Origin of the sequence: Dyella sp. SG562, from assembly GCF_011759495.1 — a bacterium.
Classification (GTDB): domain Bacteria; phylum Pseudomonadota; class Gammaproteobacteria; order Xanthomonadales; family Rhodanobacteraceae; genus Dyella_D; species Dyella_D marensis.
This window is the reverse complement of the sequence record NZ_JAAOYS010000010.1, coordinates 146,097-165,785: the sequence shown is the minus strand read 5'-3', so window position 1 is coordinate 165,785 and position 19,689 is coordinate 146,097. Positions and strand designations below refer to the sequence as shown.

At 68.1% G+C, this 19,689-nt stretch carries 9 protein-coding genes; all 9 read right to left on the bottom strand.

Translation table 11 applies throughout. The annotated features are described in order from the left end of the window. Positions 1-9: 9 nt before the first annotated feature. The 9 genes from FHW84_RS17930 to FHW84_RS17890 all read right to left on the bottom strand — a co-directional run bounded on the left by FHW84_RS17930 (position 10) and on the right by FHW84_RS17890 (position 19,640). Positions 10-1,242 carry an aminotransferase class I/II-fold pyridoxal phosphate-dependent enzyme gene (locus tag FHW84_RS17930; RefSeq protein WP_167257351.1) on the bottom strand — a complete coding sequence of 411 codons (1,233 nt, stop codon included), beginning with the start codon at positions 1,240-1,242 and terminating at the stop codon, positions 10-12. Positions 1,243-1,309: 67 nt separating this feature from the next. Further along, the gene (locus tag FHW84_RS17925) at positions 1,310-2,641 is read right to left on the bottom strand and encodes an arginine deiminase family protein (protein ID WP_167257350.1); all 1,332 of its coding nucleotides are present in this window, start codon (positions 2,639-2,641) and stop codon (positions 1,310-1,312) included. Then, a complete protein-coding gene (locus FHW84_RS17920) occupies positions 2,638-3,525 on the bottom strand; it encodes a CoA ester lyase (RefSeq protein WP_167257349.1) in 888 nt (295 codons plus the stop codon). Before FHW84_RS17920 ends, FHW84_RS17925 begins: the two co-directional genes overlap by 4 nt. A gap of 104 nt (positions 3,526-3,629) precedes the next feature. Continuing rightward, positions 3,630-8,747 (bottom strand): non-ribosomal peptide synthetase, encoded by a 5,118-nt coding sequence (locus tag FHW84_RS17915; RefSeq protein ID WP_167257348.1) that lies wholly within the window; start codon positions 8,745-8,747, stop codon positions 3,630-3,632. Next, positions 8,744-11,914 (bottom strand): non-ribosomal peptide synthetase, encoded by a 3,171-nt coding sequence (locus FHW84_RS17910; protein WP_167257347.1) that lies wholly within the window; start codon positions 11,912-11,914, stop codon positions 8,744-8,746. The genes FHW84_RS17915 and FHW84_RS17910 overlap by 4 nt, the downstream gene beginning before the upstream one ends. Before the next feature lie 5 nt (positions 11,915-11,919). Beyond that, positions 11,920-14,994, bottom strand: a complete 3,075-nt coding sequence (locus tag FHW84_RS17905; RefSeq protein WP_167257346.1) for an amino acid adenylation domain-containing protein — start codon at positions 14,992-14,994, stop codon at positions 11,920-11,922. 92 nt (positions 14,995-15,086) lie between these two features. Next, on the bottom strand, positions 15,087-15,305 hold the full coding sequence (locus FHW84_RS17900) for an MbtH family protein (RefSeq protein ID WP_167257345.1): 219 nt from the start codon (positions 15,303-15,305) through the stop codon (positions 15,087-15,089). A 552-nt stretch (positions 15,306-15,857) separates the two neighbouring features. Then, complete coding sequence (locus FHW84_RS17895; protein WP_243868188.1) at positions 15,858-17,048, bottom strand: GGDEF domain-containing protein; 1,191 nt, start codon at positions 17,046-17,048, stop codon at positions 15,858-15,860. A 162-nt stretch (positions 17,049-17,210) separates the two neighbouring features. After that, positions 17,211-19,640 (bottom strand): DUF4982 domain-containing protein, encoded by a 2,430-nt coding sequence (locus FHW84_RS17890; protein ID WP_167257343.1) that lies wholly within the window; start codon positions 19,638-19,640, stop codon positions 17,211-17,213. Positions 19,641-19,689: the final 49 nt, after the last annotated feature.

The window sequence follows — 19,689 nt, the reverse complement described above, 5'->3', positions numbered from 1 at the left end:
GTATGGCACTCATGCGCTGGCCATCAGCGATTCGACGGCGTCGCAGAAATGATCCAGGCGATCGGCTTCCAGATCGGCGCGCAGCATCACCCGCACGCCGGCCGCACCCCGCGCGACGATCGGGAAGAACACCGCCGAGCAGTAGTAGCCGGCGAGGTAAAGCTGTTCGGACAGGCGCACCGCCAGATCCTCGTCGCCCACGTCGATCAGGCGGATCGGCAGGCCGTTGCCCGCGAAGCGGGTAGGGAAGCGTTGATCGAACACATCGATGTTCCGCTGCAGCTTCGCCTGCAGCTGGCCGAGTTCCGCCGTGCGGTGCAGCTCGGCGCTGGCGAGGCAGGCGCCTACCGCGGCCACGTCCATATTCTGCGACCAGGTCACCGGACCTGCATTGCGATACAGGAACTGGAAATCGCGCTCGCTGCCGAGCATGGCCACGCCGCCCGAGGCGCCGAACGCCTTGGCCAGGGAGCCCACGATCATGGTCAGGGGATTCATGTCCATCCTGGAACGGATATAGCCCTCGCCGCGCGGCCCCTCGATCGACAGCGCATGGGAGTCGTCGAAATAGAGGAACAGCCCGTAGCGGTCCTGCAAATCGAGCAAGCCCTCCAGCGCGGTGCGCCCGCCCATGGAATAGGCGCCGTCGGCGACGTAGGCCACGCGCGGGTATTTCTTGCAGATGTCTTCCAGGTAGTTCAGGTCGTTGTGCGGGCAATTCAGCACCAGGGCTTCGTCGCCGCAGATCGGCTTGATGTAGGCCATCGAGAAGTGGCAGAAGCGGTCGAACACCATCACCCGCGGGCCGCTGCCGCCGCCGATGTGTCCGGAGGCAATCAGCGGCAGGATTCCGGCGGTGAGCACGCTGCAGCTCACGCCGGGCAGCGCGGGCGCGCCGTAGAGATCGCGCAGGCTTTCCTCCAGCTCGACCAGCAGCTTCAGCCGCACGCGCACTTCCGCGATCGACAGGCCCGTGGTCCCGGCCTTGCGCAGCGCGGACACCGCGCCCTCGATGATCTTCGGGTGGTGGTTCAGGCCCAGGTACGAGCAGGAGCACAACAAGGTGAACTCGTGCCCGGTGTCGCGCACGATCAGGCGATCGTTGGACTCGTGGTCGACCTGGATATTGAGCAATCCGCTATCGGCCGCGCGCAGCCACACCCGCTCGCCATGCGCGAGCATGGCTTCGGCATTGCGATAATGATGCGGTCCGACGATGTCGTTCGACTCGCTCTGGTTCATGGCGGTTTCCTGGCTGATGGGGATCGGCGATACGCCGGTGCGAAGGGAAAGGGATGCACGGAGCGGCTCATCCGCGCTCCAGCGGCAAGGTCAGGCAGTGCGGCCCGCCCCACCACGGCCAGAGATCGCGGCCATCGAAGGTCTGCACGTCGACGCCGCGGGCTTGCAGCGCCGCATGGGTGCGCGGCGCATCGGCATACGCGAGCACCCGGCCGGGCGCGGTAGCCACCAGATTCGACGCTTGCTTGTCGTGCTCGGCGAGCACCACACGGAAGAAATGCTCCATGTCGAGAGCGTCCGTGGCGGCGCCGCCGACGAAGTCCACCTGCCAGCCCCAGGTGCGGACCAGGTCGACCAGCTTCATCCCTTCGCAGCTGTCGTCCACATCGCCGCTGCCGGCGCGGTAGCGGCGCACCCATCCGATGCCCGCGAGGCTGGCGATGGCGGCGTCCGTCTGTGCGGCGTCGACGGTGGGCTCCACCAGCAGGCCTTTCAGAAACCGGGTCAGCGGATCGCGATCCGCATATGCAGCTTCGAGGAAATAGGGCAGCGCGACCGCGAGCCGGGTGTCCACGCGCGTGAAGCAGCTGTCCAGGTGCAGGAACATATGCGTCAGAACGCTGCTGTCCGGCTGCCAGCGCACCGTGCTGCTACCGCGCATGCGCACGGCGATCACGTCCATGTCGAGCCGCCTGGCCAGTAGCGGGGCAACGCGCGGATCCGTGCAATGGCCCACGCCTGCCAGCAAGGTCCGCTCGTCGACGACCTGCAGGTCGCCGCCCACCAGGCAAAGCCCCGCTTCGAGGGCGTCGAACAGCACGGGGTATGGGCGCAGCGAGGGCGCGAATTCCGCCGCGAACCGCATGAGCGCCGCCTCGCCCCGCCGCGACGGCGAGATGAAGTTGCCCAGTATCCATCCGCGCGGCGTCATCACCGCCAGGTCGCGGGTGAAGGCAAGCCCGAGGCGATGGTCGACGATATGCCGGTAGATGCCCTCGGCATCGGTCTGGAACTGCACCTGCCCGGCGCGGGCCAGCAGCGTGGCGCCAGTCGCCGAACCGGCCCAGGGCGCGAGGCGGGGCAGGGAGGCGCGCAGCCAGGTCGCGAACTGCCCTTTGCCGCGGGCTTCCTCGATCGCCTCGTCCAGCAGCCGCTCCATCGACAGCACTTCCGCGCCGGAGGCTGCGAGCAGGCGTTCGAGTTGCGCGTGCTGACGCGCGGCCTCCACCGGCGGCGGGTTGTAGTGCAGGAAATTGCCGGTCGCGACCTCAAGGTGATAGTCGGTGGGCGATGGCGCATTGACGATCACGCGCCGCAACGGCGCGATGTCGGAAACCACATACGGCGCCGCGGACGCGGCGGCTTCCTCCAACGGGATCCTGCGCGTCAGGCCATTCATGCCCGGCCCATGTTCGCTGGCTCCGCGTAACGGTCCTTGGCCATCGGCCGCGGCGCGTCGAACTCCTGCAGCAGGCGCCGGGCGGATTCGATGAATGGCGCGCCGACGGCGACCCCGTCGATCAGGCAGATGCCGCTGCCGTCGCTGGCGCTCGCGGCGACCAGGCGCCTTGCACGATCGATGTCGTCCTGGCTCGGGGAGAAAATCTCGTTGATCACCGGCACCTGGCACGGATGCACCGCGGCCATGCCGCCGTAGCCAAGCTCGCGGGCGCGTCTGGCCGCGGTCACCATGCCGTCCGTGTCGCGAACGTCGAACCAGGGCGATTCGAGGGGATGCAGGCCGGCGCCGCGCGTAGCGGTGACCAGGCGCGAGCGCGCGTAGTGCTGCGAGTGCCAATCGATCGACGTGCCGGTGGTGAGCGCGAAATCGGCGGCGCCGAAGATCGTCGCGGTCAGGCGTGCCCGCGTGGATACCGTGGCGGAGATGTTTTCGATGCCCAGTGGCGTCTCGATGATCGCCATCAGTTCGACGCCGCCGCCCAGCAGGCTGCCGGCGATCTCCAGATCGCGCGGCGACTCGACCTTGGGCACCATCACCACGTCGGGCTTGTACGGGCACCCGCACAGTGCCAGCAGATCGAGCAATCCATCGGCGCTGCCCAGATTGTTGATCCTTACCGCGCGACGGCACGCCGTGATCGAGGGCCTGGAGAAGAACGCCACGGCGCGGTTCCTGGCCTCGGCCTTATGGATCGCGGCGACGGAGTCCTCGAGGTCGATCAGGGCGATATCGGCATCCGTCGCATCGGCCTTGACCGATCGCTCGGCCACCAGGGCGGGCGTGAAGAGGATCGATCGGCAATAACGGCTGAACTTTTTCATGTTCACCACCCATCGGCTGACACTCATTCCGGGTTGAAATGCCGGCACCGTGCTGCATGCGCAGAGCCGGGACGCATCCTGCGACCTCCGCCGCCAGGTCGCCGCTACCACAGCATGGAAGTCTCCTGCTCCAGGCGCGCGCCACGCACGGCGGACGGCTGCGGCGCCGTGATGACGAGGGTCGAGGCGACATAGGCCGGAAGCAGCCGGCTCACGCGGCCCCGAAGCTCATCCGCATCCACGGACTGGCCGGGCCCGGTGACGACGTACGACACCAGCTGCTTGCGTCCGGGCTCGTCCTCGCGCAGCACGCTCGACGCGTGCGCGATCGCCGGATGCGCGCACAGCAGGGCGTCGATCCGCTCGATGTCGATGGCGGAATCCGCGCCCGGCGCCGGGCGCCCGGCGGGTGCCTGGAGCACCGGCGTGCCGTCCGCCGACCAATAGGCAAGCTCCCCGGTCCGGTACAGGCGGCGGCCAGCGGCGAACGGATGGGCGATGAAGCGGCAAGCCGTCGCGGCGGGCGAACCGGCGTGATGGCTTTCGATGCCGTCTCCGGCGAGATACAGGGCGCCCGTCACGCCCGCCGGCACCGGCTGCAGCGTGCCGTCGAGGATATAGGCGCGAACCTTCTCCGCGCGCAGGCCCGCCGGCATCGATGCGCCGGGAACCGCGCGCGTGGCGGCCGACCATGCGCCAAGGATGCGAGCAGTTTCCTCGTCGTCGAGCAGGCTGCGCGTCCCCACGGGCGCGTCCGGCGCCTCGGCCATCGTCTTCAGCACCCCGGCATAGCCATCCGCGTAGCGCTGCAGCGTGGCCAGGTCGTAGAGATGGCCATGGCCGGTGACCGTGGCGGTGATTCCGTTTGCGTCGCGCTGGAAATCCATGCCCAGCGGGAAGGCCGAATGTCCCTCGCCGCTGCCTACGTCGAGCTTCTTGCCCAGTTCGTTGAGCTGGTCGTAAACGTGGAAATGGATGTAGTTGAAGATGACGCCGATCCCGTTCTTCAGGCCGCTGTCGCGCAGGATCGTGGGCAGCGGATAGCGCCGATGCGGGAACAGGCGGCTCTCCGCCTCCATCACGTCCCGGATCAGGCCGCGCCAGCTGGTGCTGCCGATGCGCATGCGCAGGAACACCGCATTGAGGAACAGGCCGATCAGCTTTTCGGCATCGACCGCCTCGGGGCGGCCATGGGTGACGATCGCCGTCGCCACGTCGCGGCTGCCGGTCAGCGCGCTCAGCGCGGCCATGTGGGCGGACAGCAAAATCGTCTTCAGCGGAACCTGGCTTTGCTGGGCCAGGTCGACCAGGCCCTCGAAGGTCCGGTTCGATATTTCGATCAAGGCGTAGTGTTCCGGCGGCGCGTGGGACGCGTCTTCCCGCACCGGCAGGACGCTGCGCTGCGCCTCCACCGGCCGATAGCCCGCCAGCATGTCGCGCCAGAAGCGCTGCGTGGTCTCCGCGGCGATCGCCTGGAGCTCCAGCGCGATGTAGTCGCGGTATTTGATGGGCAGAGGCACGGCGGGCACCGTGCGTTTCTCCAGCCTGGCCTGGTAGCGCTGCATGAACTCGGTCACCAGGCTGGCATCGCTCCACCCGTCCAGGACGGCGTGATTGAAGCTGAGGGTGAAGCGGAATTCCGCGTCGGTCATGCGATGCACGAACACACGCAGCAGGGGCGGCTCGTGGACGTCGAAAGGATTGCGCGATTCCTGTCCGCACCACCGGTCGAACGCCGCTTCCCGCTCCGCTTCATCCAGGCCGCGCAAGTCGTCGACGGCCAGCGGCACGCTGGCGGATCGATGCACCAGCTGCAAGGGCACGCTGTAGCGATCGAAGTCGTAGCTGGTGCGCAGCACCTCATGGCGCAGGGCCAGTTCATCGAGCACGCCGCGCATCGCCGCCGCGTCGAAAGGCAGGCGCATCGAGGCGCAGAAGACCACGTGATAGAGCGACGAAGCGGTGTCGTAGCGGTTGTAGAACACCATGCCCGCCTGCACCTGGCTGAGCGGGTAGGCGTCCTCGATGTGTTCGGGGACGAGCTGGCGATCCGCTTCGGCAATGAGTTCGAACGCCTCCACCGGGCGCGCCTGCCCGTCCACCGGGAAAGTGGCGATCGCCGCCAGCCTGGCGACGCTCTGATGATCGAACAGATGCGCCAGATCGAAGGCGACGCCCGCGTTCTGCGCACGCGCCTTCAGCTGTATCGCCAGGATCGAATCACCGCCCAGATCGAAGAAGCTTTCATCCATGCCGACCTGTTCCAGGCCCAGGATGTCGGCGAACAGTCGCGCCAGCAGAACCTCTTGCGCGGTGCGCGGTTCGCGGCGTCCGGCCGGAACGAAATCCGGTGCGGGCAACGACTTGTGATCGAGCTTGCCGTTGTGGGTGAGCGGCAGCGCCTCCAGCAGCACGACCGCCGCCGGCACCATGTACTCGGGCAAGCGCGCGCCGAGCTGGCGGCGCAGCGCGGCAGGATCGGGCGCCTGGCCCGCGGCGGCCACCACATAGCCGACCAGGCGCTTGTGCCCGGGCTGGTCTTCGCGCGCCACGACCACCGCCTGAGCCACTCCGGCCTGCTCGCGCAGCGCCGCCTCGATCTCGCCCGGCTCGATCCGGAAACCACGGATCTTCACCTGCGCATCGATACGGCCGACGAAAACGAACTGGCCATCGGCGCGCCAGCGCACCAGATCGCCGGTGCGGTACAGGCGGCCGCCCGGCGGGCCATAGGGGTCGGCCACGAAGCGCTCGGCGGTCAAGGCGGGACGCCGCAGATAGCCGCGCGCGAGTCCCGAGCCGGCCAGGTAGAGCTCTCCGGGCACGCCGATCGGAACCGGGCGCAGCCGGCGATCCAGCACGTAGGCGCGCGTGTTGTCCATCGGCGCGCCGATGGGCACGCCACCATCGGCCTGCCAGAGCGGCGGCAGCGCATGGCAGGTTGCGAAGGTCGTGGTCTCGGTTGGACCGTAGACGTGCACGATCCTTGCGTGCGGGCAGGCCTTCATCACTTTCTCGAAGGCTTGCGTCGATGCCGCCTCGCCCCCGCTCCATAGCGTGCGTACGCCAGCCAGGCAGTCCGGCATGTCGGCGATAAGGCGAAACAGCGCCGTGGTCAGGAACAGCGCCGTGACCTGTCCGTCCACGATGGTGCGCGCCAAGGCGTCGATATCGGTCTTGCCGGGCGGGGCGACCACGATCTGGCGTCCGCTCAACAGCGGCACCCAGATTTCGTAGGTGGACGCGTCGAAGACCTGCGGCGAGTGCAGCAGCACGCGCTGCTGGCGATCGTCCTGCCAGCGCCGGTCCAGGGCCAGGTCCAGCACGTTGCGATGCGTGACCGCGATGCCCTTGGGCAGGCCGGTCGAGCCGGAGGTGTACATCGCATAGGCCAGATGGGCCGGCTGCAAGGTGTGCATTGGAGCGGTCCGCGGCTGCTGCGCGATCGCTTCGGCTTCTTCCTCCAGCACGACCAGCGCACCCCAGTGCGTGGGCAGCCGGTCGAGCAGATCCGCCTGCGTGACCAGCACCGGCGCCATGCTCTCGCCCAGCATCTGCGTCAGGCGTTCGGCGGGGTAATCCGGATCCAGCGGCAGATAGGCGGCGCCCGCCTTGACGATGGCCAGGGTGGCCGTCAGCAGTTCGGGCGAACGCTCCAGGCACAAACCCACCAGCACATCCGGCCCCACGCCCAGCGATTGCAGGTGGTGCGCGAGACGGTTGGCGTCCGCGTCGAGCTCGCCGTACGTCATCGTCCGATCGCCGGCACGCATCGCGACGGCATCGGGTGTGCGCGTGGCGACGGCGGCAAAGGCATCGGCCAGATTGTCCGCGGGCACGTCGTGCGCCGTCGCGTTCCAGTGCTCCAGCACATGCAGGCGCTCGGATGCCTCGAGCAGGTCGATCCGGTCCAGCGGCAGATCCGGTTGCGCGGTCGCTGCCGACAGCAGACGCAGAAACCGGTCGACCAGGCGTTGCGCGGTATCCGGTTCGTACAGGTCGAGCGCGTATTCCAGGTCGCAGCCCAGCCCCGCGGGCGCGCCATCGGCGTCGAACTCCTCGACGAAGCCGAAGCCCAGGTCGTACTTGGCGACGGCCACGTGCATGAAATCGAGGGTCAACTGCAAGTCCGCGAAAGCGCTCGCCGCGGCGGCATTGTTGTTGAGCACCAGCGCGACCTGGAACAAAGGGTGCGCGCCCTGCGTGCGCTGCGGATTGACCAGCTCGACGACGCGCTCGAAGGGCAGCGCCTGATGGGAAAAGGCGGCGAGATCGACAGCGCGTACGCGGCGGATCAGTTCGCGCAAACCCGGCTGGCCCGAGATGTCCGTGCGCAGCACCAGCAGGTTGACGAACAGGCCGACCATCGCCTCCATCGCTTCGTCGTCGCGGCCGGCGACGGACGTTCCGATCGGCAGATCGTCGCCCGCGCCATGCAAGGACAGCAGCGCCGCCACCGCGGCATGCAGTGCCATGAACAGGCTGGCCTGGGTTTCGCGGGCCAGCTCGCGCAGACGGCGGTGCACCGGCGCGGGGATTTTGAAAACCACGCTCGCCCCGCGGTGGCTGGCATGCGCGGGACGCGGCCGGTCGGCGGCGATCGTCAGCTGTTCCGGCAGGCCGGCCAGCGCCGATGTCCAATAGTCGATCTCGCGCGCCACGCTGCTGGCCGGATCGCGCGCTTCGTTCATCCATTCGCGTTGCCACAGGCTGTAATCCGCGTACTGCACCGGCAGCGGCGCCCAGGCCGGCGCCTGGCCGCGGCAGCGCGCCGCGTAGGCGGCCGCCAGGTCGCCGGTGAGCGGCGCGAGCGAGCTGCCATCGCTGGCGATGTGATGCAACAGCAGCAGCAAAACGTGCTCGTCCGGCCCCAGCCGGAACAAGGTCGCGCGGATGGGGATTTCCGTGGCCAGGTCGAAGACGTGCCCGGCCGCCTCGCATTGCGCGGCTTCCAGCGCGCCGGCATCGACCTCGCGCAGCTCGAACGGAACCCGGGCCTGTGCGGCTTCGCGCACGATCTGCCGGCCCACGCCTTCGACGTCGGCGAAGACGGTGCGCAGGCTTTCATGCCGGCTCGCCACGTCGTCCAGCGCCGCCTGCAGCGCATCCGCGCGCAGCGCGCCGCGCAGCTTCAGCAGCAGCGGCACGTTGAACAAGGTGTTCGGGCCTTGCAGCTGCTGCAGGAACCAGAGCCGTTGCTGGGCGTACGACAAGGGGATCATGAGGGGGATTCCGTGGCGCGCATGGGGCGCAGCGGCGCGCGGGCAGGACGGCGCGCCGTTTCCATGCGCGCGGCGAGCTGGGCGACCGTCGGCGCGTCGAAAATATCGGCCAGCGGGACCTCGGCGCTCATGACGCTGCGGATGCGCGAGATCAGGCGCGCCGCCAGCAGGGAATGGCCGCCCAGTTCGAAGAAGCTGTCGTCCACGCCGACCTGGTGCAGGCCCAGCACTTCGGCGAACAGGCCCGCCAGCGCCTGTTCCTGCGGCGTGCCTGGCGCGCGTGCCTGCGCGCGGTCGAAGTCCGGCGCGGGCAGGGCGCGGTGATCGAGCTTGCCGTTGGCGGTGAGCGGCAGCGCGGGCAGCGGCACGAGCGCAGCCGGCACCATGTAGGCGGGCAGGCGCTCGCCAAGCGCCCGGCGCAGGGCGGCGGTGTCCAGCGTGCGGTCCGGTGCGCCGACGAGGTAGGCCACCAATTGCTTCTGTCCGGGCCGGTCCTCACGCACCACCACCGCCGCCTGCCGCACGCCAGGCTGGGCCAGCAGGGCCGCTTCGATCTCCACCGGTTCGATGCGGAAGCCGCGCAGCTTCACTTGGCGGTCGGCGCGTCCGACGAAATCCAGCGTGCCGTCGGCGCGCCAGCGCACCAGATCGCCGGTGCGGTACAGGCGCTCGCCGGCATGGAACGGATCGGCCACGAAGCGCTCCGCGGTCAGCGCGGGACGCGACAGATAGCCGCGGGCCAGGCCGGACCCGCCGAGGTACAGCTCGCCCACCTGGCCGACCGACGCCAGCTGCAAGGCGCTGTCGAGCACGCAGGCGCGCATGTTGTCGAGCGGCGTGCCGATGGGCAGGCTGCCGGCCGGTTGCGATCCGGCGCGCATGGGGTGCAGGGTGGCGAACGTGGTCGTTTCAGTCGGGCCGTAGGCGTTGCACATGGTCAGCCGCGGACACGCCGCCAGCAGCCTGGCGACGTGCGGCGGCGACAAGACTTCGCCGCCGGAGATGACCCGCCGCAGGCCGGCGAAGGCTGCCACGTCCTCGTCGACCATCAGGTGGAACAGGCCAGCGGTGACCCATAGATCGGTGATCCCGCCCGCCACGACCGCGCGCGCCAGCTCCCGCGCGCCGAGCTTGCCGCGCGGAGCGACGACGATGCGCCAGCCGCGCAGCAGCGGCACCCAGATCTCGAAGGTGGAAGCGTCGAACGCCAGTGGCGCATGCAGCAGCAGGCGCCGCTCGCCGCCGTCCTGCCAGCGGTGATCGAACGCCAGGTCGATCACGTTGCGCTGCGTGACGACGATGCCCTTGGGGGCGCCGGTCGATCCCGAGGTGTAGGTGGCGTAAGCCAGATGCTCGTCCTGCAACCCGTGCGGCGGCGCCAGCTCCGGTTGCGCATCGATCTCCGCCGCTTGCTCGTCCAGGACCAGCATCAAGCCCCAGTGCGCCGGCAGCCGATCGCGCAACGCCGCCTCGGTGAGCACGATGGGCGCCATGCTTTCGTTGAGTATGGCGGCGAGCCGTTCGGCGGGATGCTCCGGGTCCAGCGACAGATAGGCGCCGCCGGCCTTGACGATGGCGAGCATGGCTACCAGCAGGTCCAGCGAACGCTCCATGCACAGCCCCACCAGCACGTCCGGGCCGACACCCAGGCCGCGCAGGTAATGCGCGAGCTGGTTGGCGCGGCGATCGAGCTGGCCGTAGCTGAGCGTGCGTTCGCCGTCGGATGCAACGACGGCGTCGGGATCGCGCGCTGCTTGCGCCGCGAACAGGTCGGGCAGGGTGCCTGGCGGCATCGGCCGGGCGGTGCGGTTCCACTGGTTCAGCAGGCGGTCGCGTTCTTCTTCGCCGAGCAGGTCGACACGGCTCAGGGGCAGGTCCGGCTGCTTCGTCACCGTGGCGATCAGGCGAGCCAGCTTTTCGGCATAGCCCTCGATGGTGGCGCGGTCGTAGAGATCGACCATGTATTCGATGCTGCAGGACAGTCCGTGCGCGCTTCCATCCGCGTCCGACTGCTCGATGAACTCGAACGTCAGGTCGTACTTGGCGGTGCCCAGCGGCAGGAATTCCGTACGCACCGCCAGGTCCGGCATCGCAAGACTGGCGTTGCGGTTGTTCTGCAGCACCATCGCCACCTGGAACAAGGGATGCTGCGACGACTGGCGCAAGGGATTGACCATGTTGACCAGGCGCTCGAACGGCACCTCCTGGTGTGAATAGATCGCCAGGTCCGTTTCGCGCACCCGATCGAGCAGCTGATGGAAGGAGGGATCGCCGGAGGTATCGGTGCGCAATACCAGCAGGTTGACGAAGAAGCCCACCAGGTTGTTCAAGGCCTCGTCATGGCGCCCGGCCACCGAGGTGCCGATGGGCAGATCGGTGCCGCCGCCGAGCCGGGTCAACAGCGCGGCGACCAGCGCGTGCAGCACCATGAACAGGCTGCAGCGGTGCCGGCTCGCCAGTTCGTGCAGGTCGCGCAGCACGGCGGGACCGAAGTCGACCTCGACGCTGTCGCCGGCATGGACGGTCCTGCCCGGGCGCGGGCGATCCGGCACCAGGCCGGTCTGCTCGGGAAGCCCGACCAGCTTGTCTTTCCAGAACGCCAGCTGCCGCGCGATGTCGCTGTCCGGATCGGATTCCTGCGCCATCCACTCCTGCTGCCACAGCGCGTAGTCGGCGTACTGCACCGGCAGCGGCGGCTGATCCGCTGCGGCGCCGCGGCGCCGGGCGGCGTAGGCGATGCTCAGGTCTTCCATCAAGGGCGCCCAGGACCAGCCGTCGCTGGCGATGTGCTGGACCAGCAGCACCAGCGTGTGGCGGCGCGGCGCCACCCGGAACAGCGCGGCGCGCAGCGGGATATCCCGGGTCAGGTCGAAGCGGTATTCGGAGAACGCCCTTGCCGACTGCGCCAGCGTTGCCTCAGTGGCATCGCTCCGCTCGAAGGTCAGTTCGACCGCGGCGGGATCGAGCACGACCTGCTCGCCCACGCCGTTCGCTTCGCGGAAGATGGTGCGCAGGACCTCGTGCCGGACGATCACGTCCCGCACCGCCGCCTGCAAGGCGTCCGCGTCCAGCTCGCCTTCCAGGTGCAAGGCCAGGGGCACGTTGAAGGTGGTGCTGGGGCCTTCGAGCTTGTGCAGGAACCACAGGCGCTGTTGGGCGAGGGACATGGGAATCATTGGGCGGACTCGCTTGGTTGCATGCGGCGCAGGCGCAGGCGGGTGGAATGGCGCGCATGGGCCAGCTGCTCGGCTTGCGCAGACAAGGTGGGGGCCTCGAACAGGGTGCGGATCGGAACGTCCACGTTGAGCGTGTCGCGCATGCGGCTGGCGAGCTGGATCGCCAGCAGCGAATTGCCGCCGAGTTCGAAAAAGTGATCGCCGCGTCCGACCTGCCAGACGCCCAGCAGGTTTTCCCACAGCTCCGCCAGCAGCTGTTCGACACGGCCTTGCGGCGGCTCGTAGGCATGGCGCAGCACGGCGGCGCCGGTCGGCGCGGGCAAGGCCTGGCGATCGAGCTTGCCGTTGGCGGTAAGCGGCAGCTCGGCCAGCACGACGATCGAGGCGGGCAGCATGAAGGCGGGCAGATGTTCGGCGAGGCGCTCGCGTAGCGCCGCCACGTAGCCGCGATGGTCCTGCATGGCGCCGGGGTCGTGGCAGAGCGGCGAACCCGCGGCGATGGCCGGCGCCAGATACAGGCCGTCGAGCGCGGCGCCAGGCGCATCGGATACGGGCAGGAACACGGCATCGAAATGCCGGCCGGTGCGGTCCGGCGACCAGGTGGCGGCCACCTGGTAGCCGAGTTCGGCGCCGAGCGCTTTCAGGTCTTCGGGGTCCAGCGCAGGCGCCGATGCATCTTCGCGCTCACCCCAGACCCGGCGCGAGATGTCGAACTCGCCGGTCAGCCGGGCGTTGACGATGGCGCTCACCCGCAGGCCTTCGGCACCGGCGTCCAGCAGGCGCTGGCGCAACGATGCCATTGTGTCGGCCTCGCGGCCCCACGCCAGCGTGGGCAGCGCGGCGGCGGAACGCAGGCGCGTGCCGCGCTTGTGCAGCACGACGTCGTAGCGATAGCGCGTCATTTCGTTGCGGGCGCGCCCCCGCTTGAGCTGGATGTCGACACCGGCCAGGTCTTCGACGTGTTGCGGCAGCGCCGAGAAATAGCCTGGATCGACCAGCATCTCGTTTTCCAGCCGCATTTCCTCTTCGGCCACGTGGCGAATGGCGCGCGCATCGCCGCCGCTGGCGCGGTGCCAGGCGACGGAGGTGGCGAAGCAGCGCATGAGGCGGAAATCGGGCACGTCGCCGATCAATATGCGTCCGCCGGGAGCCAGCAGCGCCGCGCACTGCCGCAGCACCGCCGTCAGGTAACCCGCGCCGGGAAAGTATTGCAGGACCGAATTGATCACGATGGTGTCGAAACCGCCCTGCGGCAGGCCGCCGATCTCATGCGCAGGCTGGCAGCGCAGATCCACGCGTTCGCGCAGCTGCGGATGGTCCGCCACCCTGGCTTGCAGGGACTCGATGACCGGCAGCGAAAAATCCGTGCCGCAATAAAACGCGCAATGCGGCGCCACTTTCCACAGGATCAGGCCGGTGCCGACGCCGATCTCCAGCAGCCGCCGCGGGCGCAGGTCCAGGATCCTGCCGACGATCGCATCCCGCCATTCGCGCATTTCTTCCAGCGGAATCGGAGCGCCGTCGTAGCTGCTGTTCCAGCCGCCGAAATCCTCGTCGTCCGCCAGCTCCGCGTGCTGGCTGTACAGGCCGTCATGCAGCACCTGCCATTGCTCGACCTGCTGCGCCTCGTAGTCCGCGTCCCGCATCGCCTCCTGCTGCCCATGCCTGGGCACGACGTAGCCGACCAGTTGCCGGTGGCCGGTGCGATCCTCGCGCATCAGCACGGCCGCCTGCGCCACGCTGGCGTCGCGCCTGAGCCAGGTTTCGATCTCGTCGAGTTCGATGCGCAGGCCGTGGAGCTTGACCTGCTGATCGGCGCGCCCGACGAAGCACAGGGAGCCGTCCGCCAGCTGCCGCGCGATATCGCCGGTGCGATACATGCGGCTGCCCGGCGGGCCGAACGGGTCGGGATGAAAGCGGGCCGCGGTCAAGCCAGGGCGATGCAGATAACCGCGCGCCAGGCCCGCGCCGGCCAGATACAGTTCGCCGGCGTGGCCTTCCGGCACGCGCCGCAAGGCGGCGTCCAGAACATAGGCAGCCGCGCCAGCCACGGGATTTCCGATCGGCACGGCGGCCTTCGCTTCGGTGCCGATCGGCGCTGACATCAGTGCATCGACGGTAGCTTCGGTCGGTCCATAAGCATTGACCAGGCGATGCATGCGAGCCCACCGGGCAGCAAGCTCCGCAGGACACGCCTCGCCGCCCACGACCAAGGTCTCCACGCCGGGCAGATCGCCCGGCGCCATCAAGGCCAGCAGGCTCGGCGGCAAGGCCAGGTGGGTGATGCGCTGCCGCTGGCACAGCGCCGCCAGGCTGGCGCCGGGAAGCAGCTCGTCGGACGGAGCCAGCACCAGGCATGCGCCGAGCGCGAGCGCCATGGCGATCTCGGCGAAAGAGGCATCGAAAGACAGCGACGCAAACTGCAATACGCGGCTTTCCGGTCCGATGCGCAGCCGCTCGCGGTAGGTGGCTGCCAGCGCGGCGACGCCGGCATGGGTCACCACCACGCCTTTGGGCTGGCCGGTCGAGCCCGAGGTATAGATCACATAGGCGGCGCGCTGCGCGGCTTCCGCGTCGTGCGCGATCCCGATCCGCGCGGACGCCAGCGCCTCGATCCCGCTGTGGAGGTCCGCATCGTCCAGAAGATGGACGGGCAGTTCAGGCGGAGTCTTCAGGACCGTCTCGCGGAAACAGAGCACGCAAGCCGGAGCCGCCTCCTCGAGCATGTAGATCAGCCGCTGCTCGGGATAATCCGGATCGAGCGGCAGATAAGCCGCGCCGAGCTTGTGCAACGCCAGAATCGCCACGATCGATTCGAACGATCGCGGCAGCGCTATGGCGACGATATCCTCTGGTCGAATGCCTTTTGCGGACAACCATATGGCCAGCTGGTTGGCGCGCGCATCCAGTTCGGCATAGCTCAGCCGGGCATCGCCAAAGACCAGCGCAGTGGCATGCGGAGTCAGGTCGACCTGCCGCTCGAACAGCGCGGCAAAACCGACGTCGGGAAGGCCCGCTTGCGTGGCCTCCGGCACGTCAATGTAAGCGCCATCGAGCGGGAACCCTTCCATGGCCCATGAACCTCTGGTCGCCCTTGAACGGGCAGGTTTGGTTCAATCGGTATGCCGACGCGTCGCTGGTGTCGGCGTCCAGTTGCGTTTGCCTAAGCGGGTGGATGTTCCATCGCCGCGATGAGGCTCCTGGGCCGCATGTCGGTCCAGCTCCGGTCTACATAATCCATGCAGTCTGCTCGCGCTGCCGGCCCGAAAGCCGTCGTCCAGCCCGCCGGAATCGCCGCGAAATCGGGCCAGAGCGAATGCTGGCCTTCGTCGTTGACGAGCACCAGGAAGATGCCCTTGTCGTCATCGAATGGGTTGCTCATGAGAATCCTTCTCCCCGCACCGTTTGCCGCGATCAAATCAAAAACGCTGTAGCCAGCGTGACGAAAATATGAAATCGGTGGGCGCTTCCACAAACCCGGTTGTGCTCGGGTATAGCGATCGAATATCTACCGACAAGATGTGACTGTCAATCGATGCGCCGATTCAGAGAGACCGCTAAATAAAAATCTGTAGATCGCGTCGTACAACCGTCGTCGACTCATCAGTTGACCGCTGCGGGAAACGCGCAGCTCCGCCGATATACATCCGTTTGAAAATGGCGATCAATGTGCTCGCAGCATGTAGCGCAGACGTGAACGCATTAATGGCCATGACGGCTAGTCGTGCGCAGATGAGAAAGCCAGCCGATACCAGCCAGCCATGGACTGGTATCGGCAGGGATATGCCACGACAAATACGCTCAAGGATCGGCATGCGCACTACTAATAGGCATTCGCTTGAAAATAGCGATCCATGCGCGAGCAAGCCGCGCAGGCGGCGGAATCAGCAGCACGGCCAGCCGATTGCAGCAAGCCCGGCGATGCGCAGCAGTCTCAGCCCCTGAATGGCTGGATGGGTGAGTCCTCCATGGCGCGCATGACGCGATTGCGGCCTCCTTGCTTGGCCGCATAGAGCGCCCGATCGGCCGCGACGACCACCGATCGCCAATTCGCCTCGGCGCCCCTGGCGATGCAGTAGCCGATGCTGACCGTGCACTGCAGCGGCTGGTCGTGCAGCAGCGCGATCGCCTGGCTTTCGACGGCGCGCCGCAAGCGTTCCGCGGCTTCCGTCGCCGCCGGTTCCTCGGCCTGATGAAGCAGCACCATGAATTCCTCGCCGCCCACGCGGGCCAGGATGTCCTTCTCGCGGATGTTGCGCCTGAGCGCATCGGCGATGGCGACGAGCACCTGGTCGCCGCCGTCGTGGCCCCAGCGGTCGTTGATCGACTTGAACCGGTCCACGTCGATCATCAGCACGGCGATGGCAGTGTTGCGCTGCTGGGATTGCGCCATGCGCTGCTCGCCTTGTTCCCACATGACGCGCCGGTTGGCCACGCCAGTGAGGGGATCCTGGCTGGCATGACGGATCAATTCCGCGTCGAGCTTGCGCGTCAGCATCCACAGCAGGCAGGGCGTAATGACCCAGGTAAGCACGACCCTGGAGAGCAGGCCGAAGGTCGAGGTGTGGTCGGGGCCGGCGAGGACCTGCGGGTGCGCCATCCACCATGACATCCGCATCAGCAGCATGGCTGCCCACAGGAAATGGAACAGGCCTGCGAGGCGCGCGACCGGACGCTGCGCCGGGTCCTTGCATTGCCAGAACGCCACGCCGGTGGCGACCGTAACGACGCCGGTCAGGGCTCCGCCGAGAATGACCATGTGGCGAAGGTTTTCGCCTTCATGGATCACCAGTCCGGTTTCGATCAGCGCAAGCACCGCCACCGGGGCCAGCACCCACAATGCGCGCCTGGACAAGCCCAGGTAGAAGTTGGCCGCCAGCAGCGCCAGCACCGTGCCCGCATCGATCAGGAGATTGCCGGCCAGGCCCAGGCCAGGAAAATCGAGATGGAAAGCGGGAGCGAAAAGGACCCCGAAACCGGCGGCGAATGCCGCGTAGCTGAGGCTCCATAACAGCACCCCAGGCTCGCGCCCGGCGCCGGGGCGGGCGATGTACAGGGCCAGGAACAGGGCCGAGGACAGCGCGGCCAGCAAGGCATTGACCAGCAGCAGCGTGCCGGCATGCATCAAGCTCGCGATCCATTCCATAACCTCTCCGAACGATGGCGCTTCGGTGGCCGATGGTCCCTCGGCTCGCGCACAACTTATCTCGGATGGTATCGGCCGGCCATGGATGGCCTTGAGGTCCGGGATCCGCGCGACAAGACAAAGCAGGCCGCGCGGCGCGCACTAAGGCGAAACGACGCCGATGCGCACCTCCTGCGCCGGCAGTCCCGGCACCTCCACGTGCACGGTGGCGTCGCCCGCCAGCGCGGATGCCCGCACCGCCGCGACGATGCGGCCATGAAAACTGCGCCGCCGGCCGGACTGGAAGCTGGAGGCATCGTGCGGATCGCCATTGCCCACGCCGGCCAGTGTCGCGGCGCCGCCGACGAGCACGTTCATGGGCCGGTCCTGGTCCGGCGCATAGACCGGCACGCCCTCGGCGTCGATCAATTCCGCCGTGACGTAGGCCAGGTCCTGGCCGTCGGCGCGAAGGCGGGCGCGATCCACCGACAGCCGCAGCGCCGCGGGCTCGGCCGCGGTGCGCAATTCCCAGCGCCCCGCAGCGCGGCCGTCGCGATAGCCGACCGCCACCAGGCGGCCGGGCGCGTAGGGCACCCGGTAGGCCGCCTTGTATTCCGTCTGCACGCCGACCGGCTTGCGCCCCAGGCTTTTGCCGTTGAGGAAAAGTTCGACCTCCGGATACTCGGCATAAACCACCACGTCCAGCGGCTTGCCTTCCTGTCCCGGCCAGCTCCAGCTTGGATGGACGTCGTCCAGCGACCAGTCCAGATGCGGCGGCGTGATCGGAAACAGATGGCGGTCGGGCAGGTCTTCGGTGCCGGGCGGTTGCCTGACGAACGCGGAGATCGGATCGATGCCGGTCTTCCACAGCACTTCCCGGTAATACGCCGCCGGCCGCTTGCGCCCGGTGGCATCGATCTCGCCGCAATAGGCCAGGTGCCAAGGGTAAGGCCCGAGCTTCTGCCAGTCCTGGCTGTAGCCCATCCAGCCGATGCCCGTTTCGCCCAGATAGTCGACGGCGGTCCACACGAAGTCGCCCAGCACCCAGGGCATGGTCTCCACGCTGCGCCAATAGACGAACGCATCGTTCGAGATGGATTCGGAAGTGAACATCACGCGCGCGGGAAAGCGCCGGTGATCGTCGGCGAATTCATGGGCGTGATAGTTGTACCCCGCCACGTCGAGCACGGCGAACTGGCCGTCGCTCTCCGGACCGCCGGTGCTGACGGCCTGGGTAACCGGGCGGGTGGCATCGAGCAAGCGCACGCGGGCCACCATCCGGCGCGCGGTCTCGATGCCCGGTGCCGCGCCCTGTTCGGGAATTTCGTTGCCGATGCTCCAGAACAGCACGCTGGGATGATTGCGGCCGCTCAGCACCAGGCTGTCCAGGTCGGCGGGCCAGTCCTGCGCGAAGAAGCGGGCATAGTCCTGCGCTTTCTTCTGTCGGCTCCAGGCATCGAATGCCTCGTCGACGACCAGCATGCCCAGCTCGTCCGCGGCGTCGAGCGTGGCCTGGCTGGCGGGGTTATGCGCGCTGCGGATGGCGTTGTAGCCCGCGGCCTTCATCAGCGCGACCTTGCGCGCATCCGCGGCGGGCAGGCCGGCCGCGCCAAGCATGTAGTTGTCGTGGTGCATGTTGCCGCCGCGCAGCAGCACCTGCCTGCCATTGATGCGCAGCCCGTGCACCGCGTCGACGGTGATGCTACGGATGCCGAAGCGCGTGCGCCGCACGTCGGAGCCGCCGTCGGCCGTGCGCACGGTCTGCTCCAGCACGTACAGGTTGGGCGAGTCGGGCGACCACAGCGCGGGCTGGCTCAGGTCGAACGCGCTTGCGTCGGCGACCTTCGCGCCCGGTGCAAGCGTCGTCTTGTGATCGTTCCGCGCCACCACGCTTCCATCCGGTGAAAGGATGCGCGTGCTCACCTCGACAGGCTGGCTTCGCCCGGAGCCATTGGCGACCTCCAGGTGCGCCTCCACCCTGGAGGCCGCGGCGCCGACCGACGGCGTGACGACCTGGACGCTGTCCGGTTCGATATGCACCGGTGGCAGCAATTCCAGAGTGGCGGGGCGGATCAGCCCCGAGCCGGCATACCAGCGCGACGAGGGATCGGCATGGTCGACGCGGATCGCCAGCACGTTGTCGCCGGCGTGCAGCTTGCCCGTCAGGTCGATGGTAAACGCGCTGTAGCCGTAGTGATGCTTGCTTACGTGCTGCCCGTTGATCCACACGTCGGCATCCATGTAGATCGCTTCGAAGCGTACCAGCACCGTGCGCGTTGCGTCTTGCGCACTCAAGGACAGATGGCGCCGGTACCAGCCGACGCCGCCGGGCAGATAGCCGGAGTCCTGTCCGCTGACCGCGTCGCGGTCGAACGGCGGGGAGCCGTCGGGCTTGTCCTCGATCGACCAGTCGTGCGGTACCGACACCTGGCGCCAGGAGCGATCGTCATAGGCAGCCACGTCGGCGCCCTTGGCGTCGCCGCGCTGGAAGCGCCAGTCCTGCGACAGGCTGCGTTGCTCGGCCGCCGCATGCGGCGAGAGAACGGAGGCGGCGAGGGCTAAGCAGAAAGCCCATCCATGCTTGGCGGTCATAGGCGGCTCGGGAGTGGCGGGAAGCCGCGGCTGCAGCGCGGCGGCGGCC